At 67.0% G+C, this 25,005-nt stretch carries 23 protein-coding genes, 3 tRNA genes and 1 riboswitch; of the genes, 8 read left to right on the plus strand and 18 right to left on the minus strand.

What is annotated here, in order from left to right:
• Positions 1-163 precede the first annotated feature (163 nt).
• The 5 genes from J1902_RS00015 to J1902_RS00035 all read right to left on the minus strand — a co-directional run bounded on the left by J1902_RS00015 (position 164) and on the right by J1902_RS00035 (position 4,153).
• Positions 164-237 (minus strand) — tRNA-Ile (locus J1902_RS00015).
• A 129-nt stretch (positions 238-366) separates the two neighbouring features.
• Positions 367-1,563, minus strand: coding sequence for a glycosyltransferase (locus tag J1902_RS00020; RefSeq protein WP_207614148.1), 1,197 nt, complete (start codon positions 1,561-1,563; stop codon positions 367-369).
• A gap of 109 nt (positions 1,564-1,672) precedes the next feature.
• Positions 1,673-2,578: a DMT family transporter gene (locus J1902_RS00025; protein ID WP_207614149.1), complete on the minus strand. Its 906-nt coding sequence runs from the start codon at positions 2,576-2,578 to the stop codon at positions 1,673-1,675.
• Positions 2,578-3,255, minus strand: coding sequence for a CDP-alcohol phosphatidyltransferase family protein (locus J1902_RS00030; RefSeq protein WP_207614150.1), 678 nt, complete (start codon positions 3,253-3,255; stop codon positions 2,578-2,580). Before J1902_RS00030 ends, J1902_RS00025 begins: the two co-directional genes overlap by 1 nt.
• Before the next feature lie 49 nt (positions 3,256-3,304).
• On the minus strand, positions 3,305-4,153 hold the full coding sequence (locus J1902_RS00035; RefSeq protein WP_207614151.1) for a phage holin family protein: 849 nt from the start codon (positions 4,151-4,153) through the stop codon (positions 3,305-3,307).
• Between J1902_RS00035 and J1902_RS00040 the strand changes: the two genes are divergently transcribed.
• The 3 genes from J1902_RS00040 to J1902_RS00050 are packed head-to-tail and all read left to right on the plus strand — an operon-like array spanning position 4,152 to position 6,199.
• On the plus strand, positions 4,152-5,561 hold the full coding sequence (locus J1902_RS00040) for a multidrug effflux MFS transporter (RefSeq protein WP_207614152.1): 1,410 nt from the start codon (positions 4,152-4,154) through the stop codon (positions 5,559-5,561). The two genes, J1902_RS00035 and J1902_RS00040, sit on opposite strands and share 2 nt — an antisense overlap.
• Positions 5,562-5,566: 5 nt before the next feature.
• Positions 5,567-5,746 carry a YMGG-like glycine zipper-containing protein gene (locus J1902_RS00045; RefSeq protein ID WP_207614153.1) on the plus strand — a complete coding sequence of 60 codons (180 nt, stop codon included), beginning with the start codon at positions 5,567-5,569 and terminating at the stop codon, positions 5,744-5,746.
• Between the two features lie 45 nt (positions 5,747-5,791).
• Complete coding sequence (locus J1902_RS00050; RefSeq protein ID WP_207614154.1) at positions 5,792-6,199, plus strand: hypothetical protein; 408 nt, start codon at positions 5,792-5,794, stop codon at positions 6,197-6,199.
• 107 nt (positions 6,200-6,306) lie between these two features.
• On the opposite strand, the gene J1902_RS00055 is transcribed toward J1902_RS00050, so the two are convergent.
• The 9 genes from J1902_RS00055 to J1902_RS00095 all read right to left on the minus strand — a co-directional run bounded on the left by J1902_RS00055 (position 6,307) and on the right by J1902_RS00095 (position 16,427).
• A tRNA-Asn gene (locus J1902_RS00055) sits at positions 6,307-6,379 on the minus strand.
• A gap of 235 nt (positions 6,380-6,614) precedes the next feature.
• Positions 6,615-6,687: transfer RNA gene (locus J1902_RS00060), tRNA-Asn, on the minus strand.
• 84 nt (positions 6,688-6,771) lie between these two features.
• The gene (dnaG, locus tag J1902_RS00065; protein ID WP_207614155.1) at positions 6,772-8,739 is read right to left on the minus strand and encodes a DNA primase; all 1,968 of its coding nucleotides are present in this window, start codon (positions 8,737-8,739) and stop codon (positions 6,772-6,774) included.
• 51 nt (positions 8,740-8,790) lie between these two features.
• The gene (locus J1902_RS00070; RefSeq protein ID WP_372434311.1) at positions 8,791-10,098 is read right to left on the minus strand and encodes a deoxyguanosinetriphosphate triphosphohydrolase; all 1,308 of its coding nucleotides are present in this window, start codon (positions 10,096-10,098) and stop codon (positions 8,791-8,793) included.
• 98 nt (positions 10,099-10,196) lie between these two features.
• Positions 10,197-11,378 carry a tRNA dihydrouridine synthase DusB gene (gene dusB / locus J1902_RS00075; RefSeq protein WP_207614157.1) on the minus strand — a complete coding sequence of 394 codons (1,182 nt, stop codon included), beginning with the start codon at positions 11,376-11,378 and terminating at the stop codon, positions 10,197-10,199.
• A 44-nt stretch (positions 11,379-11,422) separates the two neighbouring features.
• The gene (locus J1902_RS00080; RefSeq protein ID WP_207614158.1) at positions 11,423-12,871 is read right to left on the minus strand and encodes a YibE/F family protein; all 1,449 of its coding nucleotides are present in this window, start codon (positions 12,869-12,871) and stop codon (positions 11,423-11,425) included.
• Positions 12,872-12,946: 75 nt separating this feature from the next.
• Positions 12,947-13,921 (minus strand): GNAT family N-acetyltransferase, encoded by a 975-nt coding sequence (locus tag J1902_RS00085; protein WP_207614159.1) that lies wholly within the window; start codon positions 13,919-13,921, stop codon positions 12,947-12,949.
• A gap of 2 nt (positions 13,922-13,923) precedes the next feature.
• A complete protein-coding gene (locus J1902_RS00090; RefSeq protein WP_207614160.1) occupies positions 13,924-15,309 on the minus strand; it encodes a glycine--tRNA ligase in 1,386 nt (461 codons plus the stop codon).
• A 122-nt stretch (positions 15,310-15,431) separates the two neighbouring features.
• On the minus strand, positions 15,432-16,427 hold the full coding sequence (locus J1902_RS00095) for a DMT family transporter (protein WP_207614161.1): 996 nt from the start codon (positions 16,425-16,427) through the stop codon (positions 15,432-15,434).
• A gap of 33 nt (positions 16,428-16,460) precedes the next feature.
• Here J1902_RS00095 and J1902_RS00100 point away from each other — a divergent pair, with 33 nt between their 5' ends.
• Entirely contained in the window at positions 16,461-16,691 is a 231-nt protein-coding gene (locus J1902_RS00100) for an RNA-binding S4 domain-containing protein (protein WP_207614162.1), read from the plus strand.
• 29 nt (positions 16,692-16,720) lie between these two features.
• Here J1902_RS00100 and J1902_RS00105 read toward each other — a convergent pair whose 3' ends face one another.
• Positions 16,721-17,371 (minus strand): alpha/beta hydrolase, encoded by a 651-nt coding sequence (locus J1902_RS00105; RefSeq protein ID WP_207614163.1) that lies wholly within the window; start codon positions 17,369-17,371, stop codon positions 16,721-16,723.
• Positions 17,372-17,441: 70 nt separating this feature from the next.
• Here J1902_RS00105 and J1902_RS00110 point away from each other — a divergent pair, with 70 nt between their 5' ends.
• Both J1902_RS00110 and J1902_RS00115 read left to right on the plus strand, forming a co-directional pair.
• Positions 17,442-18,284: an SGNH/GDSL hydrolase family protein gene (locus J1902_RS00110; protein WP_242701410.1), complete on the plus strand. Its 843-nt coding sequence runs from the start codon at positions 17,442-17,444 to the stop codon at positions 18,282-18,284.
• A 39-nt stretch (positions 18,285-18,323) separates the two neighbouring features.
• Complete coding sequence (locus J1902_RS00115) at positions 18,324-19,484, plus strand: winged helix DNA-binding domain-containing protein (RefSeq protein ID WP_207614164.1); 1,161 nt, start codon at positions 18,324-18,326, stop codon at positions 19,482-19,484.
• Between the two features lie 162 nt (positions 19,485-19,646).
• Here the strand turns inward: J1902_RS00115 and metX are convergent, their stop codons facing one another.
• Both metX and J1902_RS00125 read right to left on the minus strand, forming a co-directional pair.
• Complete coding sequence (metX, locus tag J1902_RS00120) at positions 19,647-20,840, minus strand: homoserine O-acetyltransferase MetX (RefSeq protein WP_207614165.1); 1,194 nt, start codon at positions 20,838-20,840, stop codon at positions 19,647-19,649.
• Positions 20,841-20,853: 13 nt separating this feature from the next.
• A riboswitch (SAM riboswitch) is annotated at positions 20,854-20,969 on the minus strand.
• Between the two features lie 161 nt (positions 20,970-21,130).
• Positions 21,131-22,504 (minus strand): bifunctional o-acetylhomoserine/o-acetylserine sulfhydrylase, encoded by a 1,374-nt coding sequence (locus tag J1902_RS00125; protein ID WP_278253575.1) that lies wholly within the window; start codon positions 22,502-22,504, stop codon positions 21,131-21,133.
• Between the two features lie 172 nt (positions 22,505-22,676).
• On the opposite strand from J1902_RS00125, the gene J1902_RS00130 reads away from it, so the two are divergent.
• Complete coding sequence (locus tag J1902_RS00130) at positions 22,677-23,315, plus strand: VOC family protein (protein WP_207614167.1); 639 nt, start codon at positions 22,677-22,679, stop codon at positions 23,313-23,315.
• A gap of 128 nt (positions 23,316-23,443) precedes the next feature.
• Here J1902_RS00130 and J1902_RS00135 read toward each other — a convergent pair whose 3' ends face one another.
• Complete coding sequence (locus J1902_RS00135) at positions 23,444-24,205, minus strand: CPBP family intramembrane glutamic endopeptidase (protein WP_207614168.1); 762 nt, start codon at positions 24,203-24,205, stop codon at positions 23,444-23,446.
• Between the two features lie 114 nt (positions 24,206-24,319).
• Between J1902_RS00135 and J1902_RS00140 the strand changes: the two genes are divergently transcribed.
• Positions 24,320-25,000 (plus strand): histidine phosphatase family protein, encoded by a 681-nt coding sequence (locus J1902_RS00140; RefSeq protein ID WP_242701411.1) that lies wholly within the window; start codon positions 24,320-24,322, stop codon positions 24,998-25,000.
• The last annotated feature ends 5 nt before the right edge of the window (positions 25,001-25,005 follow it).

Here is a 25,005-nt window from a genome sequence, read left to right on the forward strand (position 1 = left end):
ATGGCTGCCTTGGACATGGAGCTCCTTCATTAGTACTCATCAGTAAGTTACTTACGAGTAACATACCGCACGCGAGGCCAACACCGCAATGAAACTGCCTGAAACGAAAGGAGCCGTGGCCGACGTCGAAACGTCGGCCACGGCTCCTTGCGTGCATTTGTTGTAGGGCTACTCGGACTTGAACCGAGGACCTTAGGATTATGAGTCCCGCGCTCTAACCAGCTGAGCTATAGCCCCGTGGTGCCGCCGGATCCCGCTTCAAGAAAGCGGGCCGGGCAAAACACTCTAGCAATACTAATGGCAAACGGGCGCCTTACCGTCACCGGCCGCGCCATACAGCGTCGCCCCTCCACGCGTGTGGTCGGCTCACCCTGCCTTTTCAGCGTACGAGGCCCCGCGGTACAAGTCCTCAAAGGTCTGCAGCGTGCCTTCGATGCTGTGCGGTTCCACCATGGCACGGCTGGCCCTGCCCATGGCTTCCAGCTGCTCCGCGGGCAAGGTCAGCAGCGTGGTGATCTTCGCCGCCAGCTCGCCGCTGTCGTTCGGGGTGAAGAGGTAGCCGTTCTCGCCGTCCCGCACCAGGTGCGGCAGGGCCATGGCATTGGCCAGGAGGACGGGCGTGGACGCGGACATGGCCTCGAGGGTCACCAGGGACTGCAGTTCCGCGGTGCCGGGCATGCAGAAGATGTCCGCCCGGATGTATGCCTCGCGGAGGTCTTCGTCGCTGGCCAGGCCCAGGAACTTCACGCGGCTGCCAAGACCGAGCCGTGCGACCTGTGCTTCCAGGGCCGGGCGGACCTCGCCGCCGCCCACGATTTCGAGGTGGACGTCGAGTTCCTTGGGGGTCTTGGCAACGGCGTCGATCAGCACGTCCACGTGCTTTTCCTCCGCCAGGCGCCCGGCGAACATGACCGTGGGCTTGGCATGCGGTTCGATGACCTCACCCGGCTGCAGTTCATAGGCTGCGGCGTCGATGCCGTTGGACAGCGGCAGGACCTCGTGCAGGAAAGCGTGCTGGCGCATGGCCTTGGCGGCGAGGGGCGTGGGCGTGGTGACAACGTCCGCCTTGCCCATGACCTTGCCCATGTCCTTCCAGGAGATGCGGCCCACGATGTCCTTGAACCACTGCGGGAAGGGCAGGAACGGGTTCAGGTTTTCCGGCATGAAGTGGTTGGTGGCCACCACGCGGATGCCGCGCTTCACGGCCTCGTACAGCACGTGTTCGCCGATCATGTAGTGGCTCTGGATGTGGACGACGTCCGGCTGCACCTTGTCAAAGAGCAGGCTGATTTCCTTCTTGATCTCCCACGGGAAGCAGATGCGGAAGTATTCGTGTGTCCATACCCCGTGGGAGCGCAGGCGGTGCACGGTGGCCTCGTCCCGGAATTCCGTGTAGCTCTTACCGTTGTCTGCCCGGCAGGCCAGCACGTGGACATTGTGCCCCCGGCCGGTCATCCCCTTGGCGAGTCGGTACCCGAACTGCGCAGCACCGTTGACGTGCGGCGGGTACGTATCCGCCGCAATCAAGATGGTGAGGGGTTTGTTGGTTTCGGGAATGGTCACGTGGAGAACTCCTGATGTTCACGGTGCGGACAACACTGAGCTGCCAGTGCTGTGCTGTCGCGGGGTTGCCGGTCCGCAGAGAGCGGCGGCGCGTGCTGCAGCTGTTGCCCTAGGCTTTCCGGCCTGCGGCGGCCTTCGCGTCCTTTTTGTGTTTGGTCACTTCCGGATGATGCCGGCTCAGGGCAATAACCCCCACGATAGCAAGGGAAGCGGCCGCAGCCATGGCGATCGCCAGCACGGCGTGGACATCGGGACGAAGCTCACCAAGGATCGCGATGCCGATCGCAATGCCCACGATGGGGTCGATCACGGTCAGCCCGGCAATCACGAGGTCCGGCGGGCCGCCCGAATAGGCGCTCTGGACGAACCAGGAGCCGAGTCCGCCCGCCGCGGCGATGGCCACCACGGAGTACCACTGGACGTTGAGCAGGAACAGCCCGTTCGGGTCCAGCAGGTGCTTGCCGATGATGCGGGTGAGCACCGCCACGAAGCCGAACAGCACGCCGGCACCCAGGATGTAGACGAAGGCGCTCATCCGGTGCTTGAACATGACGGCGAGCGTCCCGAACAGTCCCACGGCGAGGGCGAGCAGCAGCACGATGGTGAGTTCGTCGTCGGTGTTCACATGGTGGTTTTCCTGCGTGGCGTTGACGGCGAGCAGCACAAACAGCGCCGATCCCGTGACGCAGCAGGTAATGGCCACCACGGTGGCACGGTTGATGCTCAGGCCCTGGTCCTTGGCGTTGACCACCGTGGTAATCACTAGGGCGATGGCCCCGATCGGCTGTACAACGGTCAGCGGCGCGGTCACCAGTGCCACGGCGTTCATGGCCATGCCCGTGCACAGCAGCAGCAGGCCGAGCACCCACCGGGGGTTGCGGAGCAGGCGCAGGAAACCGTGCGAGCTCAGGGCCAGTCCGCCGGTATCGGCCTTCACCGCACTGCCCTGGCGTTGCGCGCCGATGGCGAGGAAGAAGGCGCCGAGCACCGCCAGGAGGACCGCCAGCCAGACCATCAGCTCCGCCCGCCGTCGCCGGGGTCAAGATCGTCGCCGGGGTCAAGATCGTCGCCGGGGTCAAGATCGTCGTCGGGCTCAAGATCCTTGCCCTTACGCAGGATCGCCCAGAAGTAGTTCCAGGCGGCCACCCAGTGCCCCAGCAGGCCCAGGCCCAGGGAGATCCAGGCGAGCACGAAGTACGTCCCGGCAAAGGGGACCGTCAGCTTGGAGAGCACCAGGAGCGGCGTGCCGAGCAGCAGGAGGCCCGTGCGGATCTTTCCGATCCGGCTCACGGGAAGGTCGGGGTGGCCGCGGAAATACTTCCAGGAGGCGACCGCCAGGACGGCGTCGGGGACCACCAGCGCCGCCAGGTACCACCATTGCACGACGCCGGCGATCGCCAGCGTGACGGCGACGGCGATGAGCGCCACGCGGTCTGCCACAGGGTCCATGATCCGGCCCAGCTTGGAGGCCTGGTCGAAGCGGCGGGCGACGTAGCCGTCGATCCAGTCCGTGCTGCCCATGATGGCCAGCACCAGCACAGCATAGCCGTACTCCTGCTGCCAGAGCACGAGCCACACGAACAGCGGCACGCCCATGAAGCGCAGCACAGTCAGGAAATTGGGCACGGTTAAGATGAGGTCGTGATCGACCTGTGGTTTGTCCGGGTGTGAGCCGGCGCCCATGAGCCTCATCTGTCCCCCCTTTCCTGATCCGATGCCAACAGCTTGCCGCCGGAGCGGCCTACTTCCTGAGCAGCTTCCGCAGGGCAACCACCAGGACGGTGCCGGCCGCGGCGAACGCCAGTAGATCCTTCCACCGTGCGGCCAGCCGTTCGGGGAGTCCAGGAGGCACCGACCCGGCAAGGCCGGCCAGCTTGCTGGAAGCGAACTGGCCGCCGTTGCGGAGCTGCTCCCCCGCGGCATCCAGCAATACCCTGCCCTGCGTCTTGATATCGAGTTCGGTGCCGAGGTGGTCGCGGACACCGGCGAGGTGTTCACGGCGCTGTTTCAGCCGGCGTTCAAGTTCCGCCTCGCTGGCCGGCTTGGGCGCGTCGGCATCGTGGGCGGCGGCCTTCGCGGCTTTCTCCGCCTTGGCCGTTTCCGCTGCCGCAGCTTTGGCGGCCTTGGCCGCCTGTGCAGCCTCCGACGCCGGATCAAGCGAGGAAGCGTCGAAGGCAGTGCCCTCCTTGGCGATGCCCAGATCGTGCTTGAGCCCCTGGATGGTTTTCCCGGGAACCAGGGGCAAGGCCTTCTTGAATTTCAGGTAGCCGATCATGCCGCCGAGCAGCACGATCACCAGGAAAAACGCGGAGACGAGCAACGCGGCAAGCCAGGCGGGCATGATGGTCGCCAGGCCCATGACGGCGGCGACCACGAGGGCGATGACGAGAAGGGATAGGAAGACCAGCGCAACACCGAAGAAAGCCCCGGCAACGCCCAGCTGGTTGCCCTTGCGCTTGAGCTCCGCCTTGGCCAGGTTGATCTCGTCATTGAGCTGCCGCGGCGCAAGACGTGCGACAAGTTTGAGGGTCTTCGGGAGGGCGCGGATTCCCGGCGCATGTCCTGTCCTGCCGGTGTGACGTCCACTCATGGGTTCCGCCCTGCTGCTTCCTTTTGGATTCGTGTCCTGCGGCTGCGCTGACACGAAAGCCGGGCCGGCGCGCGCCTGTCCACAAAACTATCATTCAGGCCCGCCGGCCATTTCCGGAACTGCGCCGCGGCGCGCCAGCCGGGCCCTGTATAAATATGATCTTGCGGCCATAGGATTGGTAGTCGTGACCAGTCCCACAACTCCGGAAATTTCCCTGAACCGACGCGAAAAACTCCTCTACATCCTCCTCCTGGGAGCCCTGACCGCCCTGGGCCCCTTCACTGTGGACCTCTACCTTCCAGCATTCCCTGCCCTGGAGGAGAGCTTCGGAGTGTCCGCCGCCGCGATCCAACTCACCCTGACCGGCACCACGGTGGGCTTTGGACTCGGCCAACTCGTCGTGGGACCCCTGAGCGACAAGTTCGGGCGCCGGATGCCCCTCATCCTGGCCACCGCGCTGCACATCGCCTCGTCAGTTGGGGCGGCACTCTCCACAGACATCGGCACGCTGTCCCTCTTCCGCGTCTTGATGGGCGTCGGCGCGGCCGGCGGCGGCGTCGTGGCCATGGCCATGGTGCGCGACCTCTTCCACGGCTACGCCATGGTGCGCATGTTCTCCCGGATGTCGCTGGTCAACGGCCTGGCGCCGATCCTTGCCCCGGTCATCGGCTCCCAACTCCTGCTCGTCTCACCGTGGCCTGGAATCTTCTACTTCCTGGCGGGCTACGGGACCCTGGTCATCATCGCCTCAATCTTCCTGATCAGGGAGACCCTTCCCGCCGAACTGCGCGGCAAGTCCACCAGTACTGTCGCCCAGCGGTACAAAACCGTCCTGACCGACCGCGTCTTCATCGGCATGCTCCTGGTGGGCAGTCTGAACTTCGGCGGCCTCTTCGCCTACCTCTCGGCGTCCACGTTCCTCTTCCAGCAGGTCTACGGATTCTCGCCGCAGGCCTACGGCGTGCTCTTCGGCATCAACTCGCTGGGCATCGTGGCCGGCGTGCAGATCAGTTCCCGGGCAATCAAGCGGATCGCGCCGCAGTGGATCATGGCCGGGGCAACAGCCTTCATGCTGCTGACTGCGGCTTTGATCGTGGTGTTCGACCTCCTTCACTTCGGGTTGTGGGGGATCCTCATTCCGCTCTGGTTCTACATCTTCGCCACCGGGTTCATGTTCCCCTGCGTCCAGGTGCTCGCCCTGGCAAACCACGGCGCCCAGGCCGGAACGGCAGCGTCCCTGCTTGGCGCGGCACAATTCATGATGGCCGGAATTGTCCCACCCGTGGTCGGCGCCCTGGGTGTGAGCACCGCGGTTCCGATGGGTGCCGTGCAGGCCGTCTGCATCGCGGCCGCCGTAGCAGCGCTGTGGCTCGTGGTCCGCCCGCGCACCGTTCCCTCGATCCACTAGCGGCCATGGCGCAACAACCGCACCGCAACGGCCGGGGACTTTTCCTCGGTGCCGTGCTCGGCGCCGTCGTGGGTGCTCTTCTGGGCCGCGCCGCCGGCATGGCCGTCCTGGGCGCGCTCCTGGGCGCCGTCGTTGGGGCTGCCATCCTGTACCGGATCAATCCCGGCCCCTGGAACCGGGACTAGATCCCGGCCCTGTTCCCTGCCGGTGCCCGGCGATAAAGTTGAACCATGCCCCATTGGCAGGAACTGCACCCTCTTCCCGCCCCGTGGCAGCGACGCGATGACCGCATCCTGCCTCTGTGGTGGGAGCGGCTGTGCTCGGTGACCAGCGCGCAGTCCGCTGCCCTCTATGCGGCAGGGCTCTTCACGGAAGACCGCCGGCGCCCGATCGCCCAGTGGTTCAACCCGGCCGCCAACGCCGCACTGCTGGTGGCCCCGGAGACGTCCCCCGAGTGGCCCGTGCAGCGCTTCGGGATCTTCTACGCGCCGCCTGGCACCGGCTTCACGCGAGTGCACTCCGCGGCCCATGAGTGGCATCCCCGCGAGCCCAGGACCCCGCCCACCGAGCAGGAGGCCTTCGAGGCGGCCGTCGCCGAGGCCGCACGGTTCCTACAGGTGGAAATGGACTTCGTCTGAACAATTTTCGAATTGCACAGTCCGCAGAAAATGCACAGTCCACAGAAGCAAAAACACAACAAAAAACAGGTCCCGTACCGGCTGAATGCCGGTACGGGACCTTTGTGCTCCTCCGACTGGACTTGAACCAGTAACCCTTCGATTAACAGTCGAATGCTCTGCCAATTGAGCTACGGAGGAATGAAGCGGTTATGACTTTAGCAAAGGTTTTGCCGGAATGTGAAATCGGCGCCGGGGAGGCCTCCCGGCAAGGGTTGCGGCCCTTGCCGGGAGGGAACCGCCACCCACGCCCTGGACTGCTCGCCATCCAGGGTACGCATGATGTCCGAGCCCTGCCCTTCGCCGTCGGCCTGCCCCGAAGGCTTCAACGAAAAAGCCCCGCCAGCACACGGCTGGCGGGGATTCCCGTCTAAAGCTCCTCCGACTGGACTTGAACCAGTAACCCTTCGATTAACAGTCGAATGCTCTGCCAATTGAGCTACGGAGGAATGAAGCGTGTACTAGCTTAACAGGGCCCTGCCGGAAAACGAAATCGGCTCCAGGAGGGGGCCTGGGGTGGCTTCCGGGGCTGCTCAGCTGTCCGAGCGAAGGGCACGGCGCTGCATTTCGAGCTGCATCACCTCGCGGTTGAGGCGCTGGAAGTCCTCCGGATGCGCCGCGGCATCGAGGCGTTGCAGCTGACCCATCTTGTCGGCCTTGATCCGGGTGATCTGCAGCTCGAAGAGCCGCGCCAGGATGTCCCGGCAGTAACGCTGCATGGCTTCGGCCGTATTGGCCGGCAGCGGGGTCACGGCAAGTTCGGACACGAGGGCCCGCAGCGGCTCCGGGACCTCCTGGCGGATGTGTTCCACCCAGCCCACGGGATCAGATGCGGGGCCGGGGCCCGTGGCCCTGATGGCGGTGTGCACGGCCGCATAGGCGGGCGTGGAGAAGTAGGAGGCCTCGAACTGCGGCCACGCTGCGCCGTCCAGCACACCGGGCTCCTGCAGGACCACTTCGAGGGCCTGCCGCTCCATTGCCGCCACCGGGTCCCGCGGATCCGGCCGCATGAAGGCAGGAGCCCCCGACGGCGGTGCTCCCGCAGCCTGCCCTGCCGCAGCCTGCCCTGCGATTGCCTGCCCTACCGCTGCCTGTCCGGACGAGGCGGAGCCCCGGGGCTGCTGCCCCGCCGGCGCCGTGGAGGTGCCCGACGGCGCCTGCACGCCGGTGGCCGCGCGCTTGGCCGCGGCGCCCACGGAGCGGCTGACTTCCTCGATGGGCGTCCCCAGCCAGCCTGCCAGTTCCCGCGTATAGGCAGGGCGCATGCCGGCATCGCGGATCTGGGCCACCACGGGGGCCGCCTCGCGCAGTGCGGCCACGCGGCCTTCCACGGTGTCCAGGTTGTGGCGCCTCAGTGTGGCCTTGATCGCGAACTCGAACAGCGGACGGCGGCTGCCGATCAGCTCCCGCACGGCGGCGTCGCCCCGGGCCTGGCGCAGCTCGCAGGGGTCCGCCCCGGTGGGTTCCACGGCCACATAGGTCTGGGCGGTGAAGCGCTGGTCCTCCTCAAAGGCGCGCAGGGCAGCCTTCTGGCCTGCGGCGTCTCCGTCGAAGGTGAAGATGACTTCTCCCCCGCTGCCGTCGTCGGACAGCAGGCGGCGGGCGATCTTGATGTGCTCGGTGCCGAACGCGGTGCCGCAGGTCGCCACCGCCGTCGGGATTCCTGAGAGGTGGCAGGCCATCACGTCCGTGTAGCCTTCCACCACCACCAGCTGGCGTTCCTTGGCGATGTTCCGTTTGGCGAGGTCGATCCCGTAGAGGACCTGGGACTTTTTGTAGAGCGTGGTCTCGGGGGTGTTCAGGTACTTGGGGCCCTGGTCGTCCTCGTAGAGCTTGCGGGCGCCGAAGCCGATGGTGTCGCCGGCGATGTCCCGGATGGGCCAGATGAGCCTGCCCCGGAAACGGTCGTAAATACCCCGGTTTCCCTCGGAAAACATCCCGGTCAATTTCAGTTCCGCGTCCGTGAAGCCCCGCCCGCGGAGGTGCTTCAGGAGGGCGTCCCAGCCCTGCGGCGCATAGCCGACGCCGAACTGTTCCGCGGCAGCGCGGTCGAAGCCGCGGCCGTCCAGGAAGTTCCGGGCCTCGGCGGCTCCCGGCGTCAGGAGCTGGGAGCGGAAGAATTCGTCGGCGATCTTGTGGGCATCCAGGAGCCGCTGGCGTTTACCCACTTCCTCGCGGTTGGGGCCGCTGCCGCCGTCTTCATAGCGCAGCTCATAGCCGATCCGGGCGGCGAGCTTCTCGACGGCCTCGTGGAAGGAGGTGTGGTCCATCTTCTGGACGAAGGAGATCGCATCACCGTCCTCGCCGCAGCCGAAGCAGTGGTAGCGCCCCACCTGGGGGCGGACGGTGAAGGAGGGCGATCGCTCATCGTGGAAGGGGCACAGGCCCTTGTACGTGCCCAGGCCGGCACCCTTGAGGGTGACATAGCCGTCAACGACTTCCTTGATGTCCGTGCGCTGGCGTACTTCGTCGATATCTTCACGTTTAATCAGGCCAGCCACCTGTCCATCCTAGTCGCTGGCAGGCCGCCGCGCGGGGCCGCGGCCCCGGCTCTACCAGAGGGAGGGCAGGCTGCCCACGAGGCGTTCGTACATGGCCAGGGCGGAACCGTCGGTGAGCGAGGCCACCTGGTCGATGACCACACGGAGCCGTGCGGCGTCGTCGGGAGCCTCGCGCCAGTCCGCGGCGAACATCGGCTCCAGGTGCCGGTCGCCGCCGGCGTTGAGCACGCCGACCAGGGCATGCAGCACTTCGCGCTGCCGTTCGTAGACCGGCTGGCGGTGGTCCGTGGAGATCACGAACGTGGTGGCGAGGCCCTTGAGCACGGCGATTTCGGTCACGGTGTCCTCGGGGACCATGAGCTCGGCGCTGTAGCGGGTGAGGTTCTCCGGGCCGAAGTGGCTGCGGGTGGTCTCCATGGCGCTCTGGCAGAAGCGGCCGATCAGCTGGCTGGTCATGTCCTTCAGGGCTGCCATGGACTTGCGGCTGCCGTCGGCCTCCCGGACCCACACCTTGGTGGCTTCGAGGCGCGCCAGTGCGGCGTCGATGTCCGCGGGATCATTGTGCGGCAGGTACCACTGCCGGGTGTAGCCCACCACGCGGGCGCGGTGGTCCGGGTTGTCCAGCCATTTGAGCTGGAAGTGGCCGGCCACAATGGCGTCTTCGACGTCGTGGACGGAGTAGGAGATGTCGTCCGCGAGGTCCATCACCTGGGCCTCGATGCAGGAGCGGCTGCCGCTGGCGCCTTCGCGGAGCCAGGTGAAGACGGGAAGGTCGTCCTCGTAGGCGCCGAATTTGCTGGTCCGGTGGCCGTGGATGACCGGGGCGTCCCCGGCGGACCACGGGTACTTGGACGCGGCGTCGAGGCTGGCCCGGGTGAGGTTGAGCCCGGCGGGCTGGCCGTCGGCGGAAAGGACCTTGGGTTCGAGCCGGGTCAGCAGGCGCAGGGTCTGGGCGTTGCCCTCGAAGCCGCCGATCGCGTGCGCCACCTCGTTGAGGGCGGATTCGCCGTTGTGGCCGAAGGGCGGATGGCCGAGGTCGTGGCTCAGGCACGCCGTATCCACGACGTCGGGATCGCAGCCCAGGGCACGGCCGAGCTCGCGGCCCACCTGGGCCACCTCCAGGCTGTGGGTCAGCCGGGTGCGGACGAAGTCGTCGGTATCCGGGGCCACCACCTGCGTCTTGGCGCCCAGGCGGCGCAGGGCCGAGGAGTGCAGCACCCGGGCGCGGTCACGTTCGAAGTCCGAGCGGTAGGTGTTCTTGCGGGGCTCCTCCACCCAGCGGGCGGAGTCGGCCTCCGTGTAGCCGGTGCCGGCGTGGCCGGCCCCGGACGTGCTTCCGGTACGGCCCGTCCCTCCCATATGGCCCAGTGCAGACATTGCTTCAGTTCCCATGGGTATCTGCCTCCTCCGGCGCCGCTCGAACGGCGCCTATGCACGCCAGTCTTCCACGATTGGCGCTAGCCGCCTGAAACGTCCAGTTCTGCCGCGGCAATGTCGCGGGTCTGCTCGGCGTCCATCTGCCGGCTCAGCAGCCAGTCCTTGGGCAGGGCAGGCTTCTTGGGCGAGCCGGCACGGCCGCGCGGGCCCTCCGAATCGATGCCCGGGTACGGCAGGTCCATGTCCAGCTGTTCGAGCAGCTCGCGCAGCACTTCCAGGGTGGGCACGGTGGCCAGCTTGGCGCGCAGTTCCCCGCCCACCACGTAGCCCTTGAAGTACCAGGCCATGTGCTTGCGGATTTCGCGCAGCGCCTTGTATTCGTCGTTGCCGAAGGTTTCGACCATGAGCTCGGCGTGCCGGTAGACGCCTTCCGCCACCTGGCGCAGGCCCGGGCGGTGCCGGTGGTCGCTGCCTTCGAAGGCGGCCTGGAGGTCGCCGAAGAGCCAGGGGCGGCCCTGGCAGCCGCGGCCCACCACCACGCCGTCGATCCCGGTTTCACGGACCATGCGCACGGCGTCCTCGGCGGACCAGATATCGCCGTTGCCCAGCACGGGGACGTCCGGGAGTGCCTCGCGCAGGCGGGCGATGGCGGACCAGTCGGCCTGGCCGGAGTAGAACTGCGCGGCCGTGCGGCCGTGCAGGGCGACGGCGGCGACGCCGGAATCGCGGGCAATGCGGCCGGCTTCGAGGTAGGTCAGGTGGTCCTCGTCGATGCCCTTGCGCATCTTGATGGTCAGGGGGATGCCGCCCTTTGACGCTTCCTTGACGGCGGTCTGCACGATCGAGGTGAAGAGGTCGATCTTCCAGGGCAGTGCCGAGCCGCCGCCGCGCCGCGTGACCTTGGGCACGGGGCAGCCGAAGTTGAGGTCGATGTGGTCTGCGCGGTCTTCCTCGACAAGCATGCGGACGGCCTGCCCGACCGTCACGGGGTCCACGCCGTAAAGCTGGACGGAGCGGACCTTTTCGTCGTCGTCGTGCGAGATGATGCGCAGTGACTCGGGGGTGCGCTCAACGAGGGCCCGGGAGGTCACCATCTCGGCCACGTACAGGCCGCCGCCGTATTCACGGCACAGGCGGCGGAACGCCGAGTTGGTGATGCCGGCCATCGGGGCCAGGATCACGGGGGTGTCCACGGTGATCCTGCCCAGCTGCAGCGGGGGCAGTTCGAGCTTGGGCGCAGGGGGTGTTGCTACTACAGTCACCCATCCATTGTCGCAAAGCGGGGCAAATCGTCGACGACGGACCCTCAGGAACGGCCTTCGGCGGCGCGGCGCTCCGCCTCACGCCGCTGCCTGCGCGTCTCGACGACGGCGGCGAGCTCGCCGGTGTCGAGCGAGGCATAGGCGTCCAGGGACTGAGGTGAGGCTTCAAGCTCGCGGACGTTGCCGGCGTCGGCGGCTGACTGGGTACCGGCTGACTGGGAGGCGACGTCCGGCTGGGTGCCGGCGGCCGCCAGCCGCTTGGTACCGGTGGCCTTGACCACGAGCACCGCGATCAGTGTGGTGACCGGGATGGCCAGGACCAGGCCGATGGAGCCCACCAGGGTGCGGACCACTTCCTCGGACAGCTCGGCGCTGGTGAGGGCCTCCGCGACGGGGCGGTCGTAGAGCATCACGATGATGAGGATGGGCAGGGCCGCGCCCGCGTAGGCGAAGGCGATGGTGTAGACGGTGGAGGCGATGTGGTCGCGGCCGATCCGCATGGCAGAGGTGAAGAGCTTGCGCGCGCTCGTCTGCGGGGCGAGTTCATACAGCTCCCACACCGCGGAGGACTGGGTGATGGTGACGTCGTTGAGGACACCGAGCCCCGAGATGATGAGTCCGCACAGGATGATGCCGGAGATGGAGATCTGGCCGGACATGTTCACCAGGGTGGCGGCGTCGTGGTTCCCGACGCCGGCAAGGTTGGCCACGTCGGTCGCCCACGCCGCCAGCAAGGCGGTGATGCCCAGGCCGAAGATGGTCCCCAGCAAGGCCGTTGAGGTTCTCGCCGAGAAGCCGTGGGCGAAATAGAGCACGCCGATCATGATCACCGTGGAGCCCACCAGTGCCAGCAGCAGCGGCGGCTTGCCTTCCACCAGCCCGGGCAGGATGAAGCTGACCAGCACGGCGTACGCTCCCAGCAGGCCCAAGAGTGCACGGAAGCCGCGCCAGCGCGCCACGGCGATGACCACCACGGCGTAGAGCACCGCCAGCAGGACGACCGGCACGCTGCGGACGAAGTCCACAAAGACGTACGACGGCGATCCGCTGCCGGGCGATGCGCCCTGGACGCCGGAAAGATTCAGGTAGCGGATGGTGTCGCCAACGTCCACGCCGTGGGACTTGGCCACGTCCGGGTTGATGACCACCTTGACGGGGCTTCCGCCCTTGTCCGGTTCGGTGAACGCGAAGGTGCACTGCGAGCCCTGGCCGGCCTGCCCGGCAGGCTGCGGGCCCTGCATGCAGCTTTCCTCCACCACGCTCTGGATCCGGCCGGTGTCGAAGGTGACGCCCGGTGCCGCGGCGTAGGGGCTCGCGAAGGTGACGCCTTCCCGGCTGCCGGAGGGCCACATGAGCAGCATGGCGACGGCGGTCAGGACGCCCAGCGGCACGAGCACCACTGCGAGGAGCCAGTTGGCCCTCTTCCGGTAGGCGAGCGCCTCGGGTGTGGCCACATCGTGGCCGTTGTTTCCGTGCGAATGTCCATGACCCATGGGTTTAACCCTAACGTGCTTAAACGACGGACCCCGCCTGCAGGAATGCGGGCGGGGTCCGTCTGAGGCTAAATGCTAGTCGCTGACGATCATGGTGTCCGCACCGCGCTGGCTGGCTTTGCCGGAGTCCAGCAGCGGCGCCAGGACCGCACGCAGGGCACCCATGGACTCATCCACTTCGAGCATGACCGGGTGCTGGTACGCGATTAGCGCCAGCAGGTCCCGCACGGCGGCCTGGGCCTCCTCGGCGGGAAGCTGCGGCTCGTGGCCGAGGAACACGTCCGAGGGCTGGTCCGAACTGCCCTGGGCGTAGCTGATGGCGAAGGCCTGCAGCTTGCCCTTGCGGCTGGCCGGGACGCCTTGGCCGAAGGCACTGGCCTTCGGGGAGCGCAGCACCATGGCGCCGTGGGCGCCCGTCAGGTCATCGAGGAACAGCCGCTGCACGGTGGCGACGCTGAGTTCCCCCGGGCTGTCCCACTGGTGCACGTGGGTGTAGTACCGGCCCACGACGTCGCTGAGTTCCACCGAGCCCGTGGCCAGGTCCTCCACCTGCTCGGAGGCCGCTTCCTCGGAGCCGTCGCCGAACACCGGCAGCCTGAGGGACTCCGGCTGCACCACCACCAGCTGCGAGCGCTGGATGGTGGACATGCCGGCCCACTCCGCGAACGCGGCCCCGGGGGTGCCGGGCTCCACTTTGCTGCGCAGCTTGGAAACGCCCGACGGCGACTGCTCGGCTTCGCGGCGGAGCATGGTCAGCAGGGTGGCGCCGATGCCGCTGCGGCGGTGGTCCCGGGACACTTCGATGTAGGCCCACAGGCGTTCCGGGTGCAGCGAGGCCTCGTGCACCACGGCTGCGGCGACGGGGATGCCGACGCCGTCCACCACGTCCTCGGCCACGATGCAGCGGCGCCACGGCCGGCCGTTTCCGCGGTTGCTGGACGGGGCCAGGGCGGCACGGAACTGCTGTGCCGGGAGGGTTTCCGGGTCACCCCAGATCTGCAGGAGGGCGAGGTCGTCGCCCTCCCGCCATTCGCGGTACTCCAGAGCCACGGCTAGGCGCCGATCAGCCGTGCGGCCAGGTAGCCCTCCACCTTGTCCAGGGACACGCGTTCCTGGCTCATGGTGTCACGCTCGCGGATCGTGACGGCCTGGTCCTCGAGGGTGTCGAAGTCCACGGTGATGCAGAACGGGGTGCCGATCTCGTCCTGGCGGCGGTAGCGGCGGCCGATGGCACCGGCGTCGTCGAAGTCGATGTTCCAGTTCTTGCGCAGCTGGGTGCCCAGCGCCTTGGCCTTCGGCGACAGGTCCTCGTTGCGGCTCAGCGGCAGCACGGCTGCCTTGACCGGTGCCAGGCGCGGGTCGAGCTTGAGCACGGTGCGGACGTCGACGCCGCCCTTCGTGTTGGGCGCCTCGTCCTCGGTGTACGCGTCGATCAGGAACGCCATGAAGGAACGGGTCAGGCCGGCGGCGGGTTCGATCACGTACGGGGTGTAGCGCTCGTCGGTGGCCTGGTTGAAGTAGCTCAGGTCCTGGCCCGAAGCCTTGGAGTGCGTGGAGAGGTCGAAGTCGGTGCGGTTGGCAATGCCCTCAAGCTCGCCCCACTCGGAGCCCTGGAAGCCAAAGCGGTACTCGATGTCCGTGGTGCCCTTGGAGTAGTGGCTCAGCTTGTCCAGGGGGTGCTCGAAGAAACGAAGGTTCTCGGCCCTGATACCCAGGCCGGTGTACCAGGACATGCGTTCCTTCATCCAGTACTGGTGCCATTCCTCGTCCGTGCCGGGCTCGACGAAGAATTCCATCTCCATCTGCTCGAACTCCCGGGTGCGGAAGATGAAGTTGCCCGGCGTGATCTCGTTGCGGAAGGACTTGCCGATCTGGCCGATGCCGAACGGCGGCTTCTTCCGGGACGTGGTGAGCACGTTGCTGAAGTTCACAAAGATGCCCTGGGCCGTTTCAGGACGCAGGTAGTGCAGTCCTTCCTCGCTGGCCACCGGGCCGAGGAAAGTCTTCAGCAGGCCCGAGAACTCATGCGGTTCGGTCCACTCGCCGCGGGTCCCGCAGTTGGCGCAGGCAATGTCCTTGAGGCCGTTTTCGGCGGGGCGGCCCTTCTTTTCCTCGTACTCTTCCTCGAGGTGGTCGGCACGGTAGCGCTTGTGGCAGGACAGGCACTCCACCAGGGGGTCGGAGAAGACCTCGACGTGGCCGGAGGCTTCCCATACCTGGCGGGGCAGGATGACGGAGGAGTCCAGGCCCACCACGTCTTCGCGTCCGCGGACCACGCTCTGCCACCACTGGCGCTTGATGTTTTCCTTCAGCTCGGCACCCAGGGGCCCGTAATCCCATGCAGAGCGGGAACCACCATAGATTTCACCGGCCTGGAAGACAAAGCCTCTCCGCTTGGAGAGGGAAATGACCTGGTCAAGGACGGATTTTGCTGCCATGGGGAACTCCATATTTCTACAGGGCCGCTGGGTGCGGTCCGCGGTGATTGCCCCGGATCCGGACGTGCTGCCCGGCGGGGTACTGCGAAGGAAAAGATCTGCAGAGAACTGCGTGTCCCAGCCTACCGGCCTTTGGCCGGGGCTCCCCGCCTGAACGCGCCCTTCGGCCACGGAAGGGTGGCCACGATGATGGCGGCCAGGGTCAGGACGGTGCCCAGCACCGTGGGCAAGGCGACCACCGATCCCGGCGCCGGGATCACGACGTCGAGCACCAGCGAACCCACCAACTGGCCGGCAATCATTCCCAGCCCCGTGACCAGGACGCCCAGGCCGCGGACCAGCAGGGCGGCCACCCCGATGAAAACGCAACCCATGGGGCCGCCAAGGTAAAGCCACCACTCGGCCGGCAGCGGATTGCCCGCGCCCGCGACCGCAAGTTTGATGGCCCAGGCAATCCACAGGACGGTGGCACCGGCCACAAAATTGACCAGCGTGGCGGCGATCGGGGTGCCGTAGTGCACGGTGGCCGTGCCGTTCATGGCCTGCTGGAAACTCATGAGGAAGCCCGCCAGTACCGGCAGGAGCAGCGGCAGCAGCAGGGAGGCGACGTCCGCGGCGCCGCCCAAACGCGGGGACACGGCCCAGGCGACCGCCGCAATGGTCAGGACGCTGCCGAGCACACGGACCGTGGTGATGGCCCGCTGCCCGCCCGGGCCCAGCCCGAGCCGGTCCACCAGAAGGCCGCTCAGCGTCTGCCCGGTGACCACGGCCACCGTGAACAGTGCGACACCCAGCAGGCCCACGGTGAAGGACTGGGCGAAGACAAAAAACGCTCCAAAGACGCCGGCCGCGACGTAGTAGCGCGGGAAGCTGCGCTCGCGGACCGCCGGGAGGACCCGCACCAGCCCGGCCCTGCCCCTGGGCAGCAGCAGCGCGATGGCCGTAATGAGGACCAGCCCCGTAGTGAAGCTCACCACGGCCGCGGCGATGCCGTCGTCAAGGCGGCCCGCGAGGGCGCCGTTGATGCGCCCCTGGAGCGGAATCAAAAGTCCGGCGGCAATGGCAATGGGCAGACCCGCCAGCAAAGGAATGGCGGGACGGCGGGAAGGCTGCGGCATTGTCACCACATTACTTCAGGCATCATTGCTTGTATGAGCAACCCGGAATTCGAAGAGATCCCCATCCGCGACGACATGATCCGCCTCGGCCAGTTGCTGAAACTGGCCAACCTGGTGGAGGACGGCGTGGAGGCCACGGAGCTCATCAAGAACGGCCTGGTCAAGGTCAACGGCGAGATCGACGACCGCCGCGGCCGCCAGCTCCACGCCGGCGACACCGTCACCGTGAACGGCCATACTGTGAGGGTCGTCGCCGCCTCCTGATCGCCGCCGGCTCTCGTGTGCCGCCGGCGCTAGCTGCTGAGCACCTTGTGGTTCAGGAATTCGCCCACGTGGCCGATTTCCTGCTGGTTGATGCCGTGCCACATGCCCGTGTAGAGGACCTTGGTGAGGTCCACGTGCTTGCGCACCCAGCCGATGGTGAATTCGATCTTGTCCGGTGTGATGACGGGATCCTGCTGGTCGCGACCCCAGAAGAGCGGCACCGTGCCGTCCAGTTCGGCGTCGCGGAACGTGGCGTCAGCACCGGCGTCGACGGCGAAACCTGAAAGCCCGACGACGGCGGCAAAGTCCGCCGGGCGCTGGCGCAGCAGCGTGGTGGCCATGGCCATGCCCATGGAGAAGCCGAGCAGCGTGACTGAGGAGTGGTTGGCCTTCACGGTATCCAGCCACTCCAGTGCGTACTCCGCGGCGAGCTTTACGGCCTCAAGCGAGTAGTCAATGGAGGCCGTGAGCGGGAACCACGTGAAGCCCGGGCCCATGGGCATCGGGGCGCGCAGCGCTGCCACCACGAACTCCTGCGGCAGCATCCCCGCCAGGCTGAAAAGGTCCTGCTCATTGGAACCGTAGCCGTGCAGAAGCACCAGCAGCGGCTTGCCGGCACGCTCCTCCTCGTCATGGGACCACAGGACAACAGGGGCGGAGAATGCGGCAACTTCAGTCATGGGTCTATTCTTACAGTTACTGATGGGTAACAGCCTACGGCGGCGTAGGTTCACGTGGACGGGGCAGGATATGAGCGTGCGGGACATCAATTCGATGGTGAAGCCGGGCGGGGCCGGACAGACTCACCCATGGAGCCGCTATGTGGCTTTGGGGGATTCGTTCACCGAGGGCATCGGTGACCCCGAGCAGCAAAGCCCCGGCGGGCACCGCGGCTGGGCAGATCGTGTGGCCGAAGAACTCAGCCGAGGCCACAGTGACTTCGCCTACGCCAACCTCGCCATCCGCGGCCGCTTGCTTCAACAGATCGTGGACGAACAGATCGGCCCGTGCCTGGAGCTCAAACCCGATCTCGTCTCCATTTCCGCCGGCGGCAACGACCTCCTGCGGCCCGGCGGCGATCCCGACGTGCTGGCGGACAAGCTCGATGCAGCCGTCCAGGAACTCAGTTCCGGAGGCGCCACCATGGTGCTGTTCAACGGGCCCGACGTCGCGTCGTCCGTGCTGGGCCGCATCCGGGGAAGGGTGGCCATCTACAACGAGAACCTGCGGACCGTGGCTGGCCGGCACGACGCCGTGGTCGCGGACATGTGGTCCTTGCGGCAGTTGTCCGACCCCCAAATGTGGGACGAGGACCGGCTGCACCTCTCGCCACTGGGCCACCACACCGTTGCCGCGATGGTGCTCGAATCACTCAACGTGGCGCACACCCTGGAGCCGCGCTCTCCCAAACCGCTGCCGCCGCGCAGCTGGCGCGAGGCGCGCTCCGAAGACCTGGTATGGGCGCGCGAATACTTTGTCCCGTGGGTGATCCGCAGGCTGCGGCACCGCTCCTCGGGCGACGGCATTTCACCCAAACGCCCGACGCCGGGCCCCGTCTTCGGGACCGCCGACGCGTCCCTGCCACGGACCTGACGCTCCTGCCGGACGCCAGTCCATGTGAGGGCATGTCCCATGCAGCCTGACGATGTAGTCCGGACACGCCTGCGGCGCCAGCAGCTGCGGGCACCGCACGCCGCCACAGTGGACGATGCCCTCCGAAGCCTGCTGGCCGTGCAGTCCCAGGAATTCGCGTACGCGCGCTGGTCGCTGGCGCAGCGCACCGGCAGGGCGACCGCCGCAGCCGTGGAGCAGGCCCTGGCCGACGGCAACGTGCTGCGGACGCACATCCTGCGGCCCACCTGGCATTTCGTGCACCGGGACGATCTCGGCTGGCTCATGGCGCTGTCCGCGCCGCGGCTGCACCAAGGCAACAAGGGCATGTACCGGCAGACCGGGCTGGATGAAGAGGCAGCCGCGCGCAGCGGCGCGATCCTGGCGGAAGCTGTGGCCGGGGGCGCCCACAAAACCCGCGAGGAACTGGCCGTGATCCTGGATGGGGCCGGCTTCCCGTCGAAGGGCTTCGGCTTCATTTACATCCTCATGCATGCCGAGATCAGCCGGATCCTGGTCAGCGGGGTGCCCGTTCTCTCGGCCGGCGGAGCCCTGAAGCAGAGCTACGCCCTGTTCGATGAACGGGTGAACGGTTCGGCCGGCGGAGCCCTGGACCGGGAGGCCGCGCTGGCGCAGCTGGCCCTGCGCTATTTCAGCAGCCGCGGCCCGGCCACCATCAAGGACTGCGCCGTGTGGTCCGGCCTCACCATGAAGGACGTGCGCGAGGGCCTGCGCCTGGCCGCGGACCTAGCACCGGGCGCCCTCGGCACACTCACCGCCGACGGCCTCGACTTCCATCTTGCGGCTGAGGAGCTCGACGCCGTGGCCGGGTCGGCGGCGGCTGCCGGGCCGGAGATCGGCGGGCTCGAGGTCAACAGGCCAGGGACCGACCGGCCGCGGGTCGACCTGATCCAGTGCTATGACGAGTACGTCATGGGCTACTCGCAGACCCGCCACTATCTGGGCGGTTCCGCACCGTCGTTCCCCACGGGCGATGCGCCCCTGCACGTGGTGCTGCTGGACGGCAGGCTGGCCGGCTGGTGGCGGCACGGCTTTGCCGGCGGGATCTGCGAACTGGATGTGCGGATGGACCGGCCCGCCACCGGGGCCGTGAAGCAGGCACTCGACGCCGAGGTGGCGCGATACAGCAGGTTTCTTGGGATCCCCGCAAAGCTTGTCTGAGGGTTCTTCTCCAACGAGGGCAGAAGCGTCGTCCCGAAGGGCCCCGAGGCGAGCTTGCGAGCCTTGGCCGTACCCTCCGCAGAACCAACCGGGACAGTATCCGGCGATCATCCCCGCGGAACAGCAGCCCCGGGCCGGGGCCAGCTACGGCAGCGCCGGTGCTTAGGCGAAGAAGGCCCGGCGCAGCTGCCCGCCCAACTGGCCGATTTCCGTCAGGAAGCCGTCGTGGCCGATGGGCGCTTCGATGACGTGGACCGGCACATCCCCCGGCAGGGCCTCGGCGAGTTCCTGCGACTGGGCCGGGAAGTAGAGTCGGTCCGTATCCACCGCGGCGATGAAGAATTCGGCCGTCGCGCGGGACAGGGCCTCTCGGAGCGTCCCGCGGCCGCGGCTGACATCGTGGCTCATGAGCGCTTCGGTGATGGCGATGTAGCTGTTGGCGTCAAAACGGTGGACCAGTTTGGTGCCCTGGTGGTCCAGGTAGCTCTCCACCTGGTACCGGCCGCGCTCGCCGAGTACCGCGGCCTCAAGCGGGGCTTCCCGGCCCTGGGCATTGCGCCCGAAGCGGACGTCCAGTTCAAGCGCGGAACGGTAGGTGATGTGGGCGATCCGGCGGGCCAGGGCAAGCCCGGCTTCCGGGGCCTGGCCGCCGTAGTAGTCGCCGCCGTTGAAATCGGCGTCCTGCCGGATGGCGAGGGTCTGTGCCTGGGCAAAGGCGATCTGCTCGGCTGTGCTGTAGGCGCCCACGGAGACCACCGCGCACTGGCGGACGCGTTCCGGGTATGTAACAGCCCATTCGAGGGCCCGGGCACCGCCCATGGATCCGCCCACCACGGCATGCCAGGCGGCAATGCCGAGCTGATCGGCCAGGCGGGCCTCGGCCTCGGTGCTGTCGCGGAGCGTGACGAGCGGGAAGCGCGAACCCCAGGGGCGGCCGTCCGGCGCCGCGGAGGACGGGCCGGTACTGCCGTAGCAGCCGCCCACTATGTTGACGGAGACCACGAACCAGCGGTCGGTGTCGATGGTGGCGCCGGGGCCAACGAGCTGCTCCCACCAGCCTTCTTCGTCGCTGATGCCGCGGGCCACATGGGTGCTGCCGGTCAGCGCGTGCTGGATGAGCACCGCATTCGAGGCGTCAGCGTTCAGCTGTCCCCAGGTCTCATAGGCCAGCACCACGTCCGGGAGGAAGCCGCCGGCCTCAAGCTCGAGCGGCCCCACGGAGGCGTACTTCACGGTTCCGTCCTGCTGGGTGGTTCCGTCCTGCTGGAGAGGGCGTTCCTGTCGGATGGTGCTTTCCTGCTGGATGATGCGTTCCTTGTGGCCGGATACGGGTAGGGCTGTTGCAGCAATAGTCATTCGGTGACACCTCACATCGCGCTTGCCCGCCGCCAACAAAGCGGAAGGCCAGGTCTTCACCCGGGGCACCCCACCGCGGAAGGAGGGTTGCCGGCCAGCAAGCCGGGGCTGTCACTGGCGCTCATGACCTATGACTACGAGTGTAGGAAAAACAGGACCCATCTGGCGAAGATTGTGACACCTTTGTGACACCTGGGCGCAGTTTTGTTCACCAAAGCGCAGCTGCGGGGACAGTCCAGCGAAGAATCACCGCCTCGCCGGACGTCCCGCAGACGCTCCCGCAGCCTCCCTCAGGCGCCCTTCGCTGCCCGGAAGCCGGCCTCAAGGTCCGCCAGGATGTCATCGATGTGCTCGATGCCCACGGAAAGCCGGACCAGTCCCGGAGACACTCCTGCGATGGCCTGCTGTTCGGCGCTCAGCTGGCTGTGGGTGGTCGACGCCGGGTGGATGACCAGCGAGCGGACGTCGCCGATGTTTGCTACGTGGGAATGCAGCTCGAGGGCATCCACGAAGCGCTTGCCGGCTTCCACTCCCCCGCGGATGGTGAAGGCAACCACGGCGCCCGTGCCGCGGGGTCCGTATTTGCGGCCGCGCTCGAACCTGGGGCTGGACGGCAGGCCCGCGTAGGCGACCGATTCGACGTCGTCCCGGCCTTCCAGCCATTCCGCCACCTTGGTGGCGTTGGCCACGTGGCGCTCCACCCGCAGGCTGAGTGTTTCAATGCCCTGGGAGATCAGGAAGGCATTGAACGGCGACACGGCCGAGCCGAGATCGCGCAGGAGCTGGACGCGGGCCTTGAGGATGTAGGAGAGGTTGGCGCCGAGGGCTCCGTCCTTGCCGAGGTCCCGGGCGTAGACCAGGCCGTTGTAGCTGGGGTCCGGGGTGTTGAAACCCGGGAAGCGTGCCGGGTCCTTGCCGAAGTCGAAGTTTCCGGAGTCGACGATCACGCCCGCGATGGCGGCGCCATGGCCGCCGAGGTACTTGGTGGCCGAATGCACCACGATGTCCGCACCCCATTCAATGGGCCGGATCAGGTACGGCGTGGACAGGGTGTTGTCGACAATGAGCGGCACACCGGCCTCGTGCGCCGTGCGGGCGACACCCTCGATATCCAGGACGTCCTGGCGGGGGTTGGAGACCACCTCGGCGAAGAACAGCTTGGTGTTCGGCTGCACGGCGTCACGCCAGTCCTCAAGGTTGTCCGGGTCCGCCACGAAGGTCACCGAGATGCCGAACTTCTTCAGTGTGTGCGCCAACAGGTTGTAGGTGCCGCCGTACAGGCTTGGGCTCGCGACGACGTGGTCCCCGGCCTCGGCGACATTGAGGATCGCGAAGGTCTCCGCAGCCTGGCCGGAGCTGAGCAGCAGGGCGGCGAGGCCGCCTTCCAGGTCCGCGATGCGCTGCTCCACGGCATCCTGCGTGGGGTTGCCGATCCGCGTGTAGATCGGGGCCAGCTCCGCCAGGGCAAAGCGGTCGGCCGCACTCTGGGCGCTGGGGAAGACGAAGGACGTGGTCTGGTAAATGGGAAGCGCGCGGGCTCCGGTGGCCGCGTCCGGCTCCTGGCCTGCATGGATCTGGCGGGTTTCGAATGACCATCCCTGGGACATGGCGGGCTCCTGTTCGCGGTTGCTTGACCGGCCCGGACTGAGCCCCGGAGCCGGCAGTGAAGCCAGTCTAGGAAGCACCCGCCGGGCCGCACAGCATTGTGACGAACACAGTATTTTTCGGTCTTCGCACGTCCCCGCGTGACGCCGGCGCGCAAGTCCCGGGCAACATCCCACCTAACTTAGGCTTGGCTTAGCTGAGACCCCGATCACAAAGTGCCAAGATGAAGCCATGCGCATGGATCACGTCTCTTACGCTTGTGAACGCGATGGCCTGTTGGCCACGACCGAGCGGATTTCCGCAGCTTTGGGAGTGGACGCTGTCCGGGGCGGAGTGCATCCGCGCTTCGGCACCCGGAACATGATCATTCCCCTCGCTGATGACAAGTATTTGGAGGTCGTGGAGGTCCTGGACCACCCGGCTTCCGACAAAGCACCCTTCGGACAGGCAGTCCGTGCACGCTCCGCCGCGGGCGGCGGCTGGATGGGCTGGTGCGTGGCTGTTGACGACCTGGCGCCGTTCGAAGAACGCCTCGGCCGCTCCGCCGTACCGGGCAACCGCAAGTTCCCGGACGGCCGCGAGCTCGTCTGGCAGCAGATCGGCATCCTCGGGCTCATCGCCGACCCGCAGGTTCCGTACCTGCTCAAGTGGGAGGGCGATCCGGGCCTTCACCCGTCCAAGATCTACGCCAGCGATGTCAAAATGTCGAGCCTGACCATTGCGGGTTCGGCAGAGCGTGTGACAGAGTGGCTGGGCGAACCGGTGGAGAAACCGCTCGAGGACGTTGCCGTCCTCTGGATGGCTCCGCACGGCACCCCGGGCATCATGTCCGTCACGTTCGAAACCGCCACGGGAGCCGTCACCATCTGACGTCTCCTTCCCCCGGGCCCCGGCCCGGATCCTGGGCAGAGTCGCCCAAACAAGCTTCGGCCGCCATCAGCGGGTGCCAATGACGTCACCCACCGATGGCGGCCGAATTCCTTTAACGATGGCGGCCCCTACCCCAGGCCCACCGCCTTGCCGAACAGGCTGAAGCCCACGAATGCCGCGATGTCCAGCAGGGCGTGCGCCACCACCAGCGGCATGACCCTCTTGGTCTTCGTATAGAGCCAGGCAAACAGCAGGCCCATGACGGCGTTGCCGATGAACGGTCCGAAGCCTTGGTAGAGGTGGTAGCTGCCGCGCAGGAGGGCACTGAGCACGATGGCCAGCGGGGTGCTCCAGCCGAACTTCCCGAAGCGGTCCAGGAGATAGCCCACCACGATGACCTCTTCAACGATTGCGTGCCGCACCGCCGAGAGGACCAGGACGGGCACGGTCCACCAGTAGGCGTCCAGGCCGCTGGGGATGATCGCCGTCGTGATCCCCAAGGCCCTGCCCGCCGCATACAATCCCAGCGAGGGGATCCCGATCGCCGCCGCCAGGCCGAGTCCCTGGAGGACGTCGTGGCCGGGGCGGGCGAAGTTGAAGCCAAGCCGGGCGAACGCCGAGGGGCTGTCCGCTTGCCGCTGTGCGGACAGGAAATAGAACACCAGGACCACGGGGATCAGGGCGAAGGCAATGTCCAGGAGCTGGTAAGTCAGATCGAAATATTCGCGGCTGTTCTGGGATCGGTTGAGCGTGGACGTGGCCTCGGCCAGGGGCGCCCGCGTCATCTTGTCCAGTAACTGGACCACGGAGTAGACGGCCGACTGCCCCAGGGATAGTCCCAGGACAATGAGCACTTCTGCGCGCAGCCGGCGGCGGGAGGCAAGGAACATGTACCTATCTTGCCCCTAGTTTCCTGGGGATTCGCCCGGCGGCGCCCCGCAGGACACCTCGCAGACATTCCGCAGGTGGGGCTGCCGGGCAGGCCCGGACCTATGCTTGGGAGGATGAGCGCGCCAGGGAGAATCTTCATGATCCGGCACGGCCAGTCCGCCGCCAATGCCGACACCTCGATCTACAACCGTGTCCCGGACTACCGCATCCCGCTGACCGAGCGGGGAGTCGAGCAGGCGAAGGCCACGGGCGAGCGGCTGAAGAGGGCTCTGGACGGCCAGCAGGTGTGCGTCTACGTTTCCCCGTATCTGAGGGCCTACCAGACCCTGGAGGCGATGAACCTGGGGGATCTCACGGAACGGGTGATCGAGGAGCCGCGGCTGCGCGAGCAGGACTGGGCCAACTTCCAGATCGCCGGCGACATCGAGGACCAGAAGGAACTGCGCAATCTATACGGCCACTTCTTCTACCGCTTCCGGGAAGGCGAGTCCGGTTCGGATGTGTACGACCGCATCTCGTCCTTTATGGAGACCCTGTACCGGCACTGGGAGAAGCCCACGTACGCGCCCAACACCCTGTTGGTGACGCACGGGCTGACCATGCGCCTGTTCTGCATGCGCTGGTTCCACTGGACGGTGGAGTATTTTGAGTCGCTTAACAACCCCGGGAACGGGGAACTGCGCACACTGCTGCGCAACGACGACGGCCAGTACAGCCTGGACACAGCGTTCAGCCAGTGGGTGGCGCGCAGCGTGGACGACTCCGTGCTGGACGCTCCCCCGGTGCGCTTCTAGCCGGA

This window comes from Arthrobacter cavernae (assembly GCF_017368795.1).
Lineage (GTDB): Bacteria > Actinomycetota > Actinomycetes > Actinomycetales > Micrococcaceae > Arthrobacter > Arthrobacter cavernae.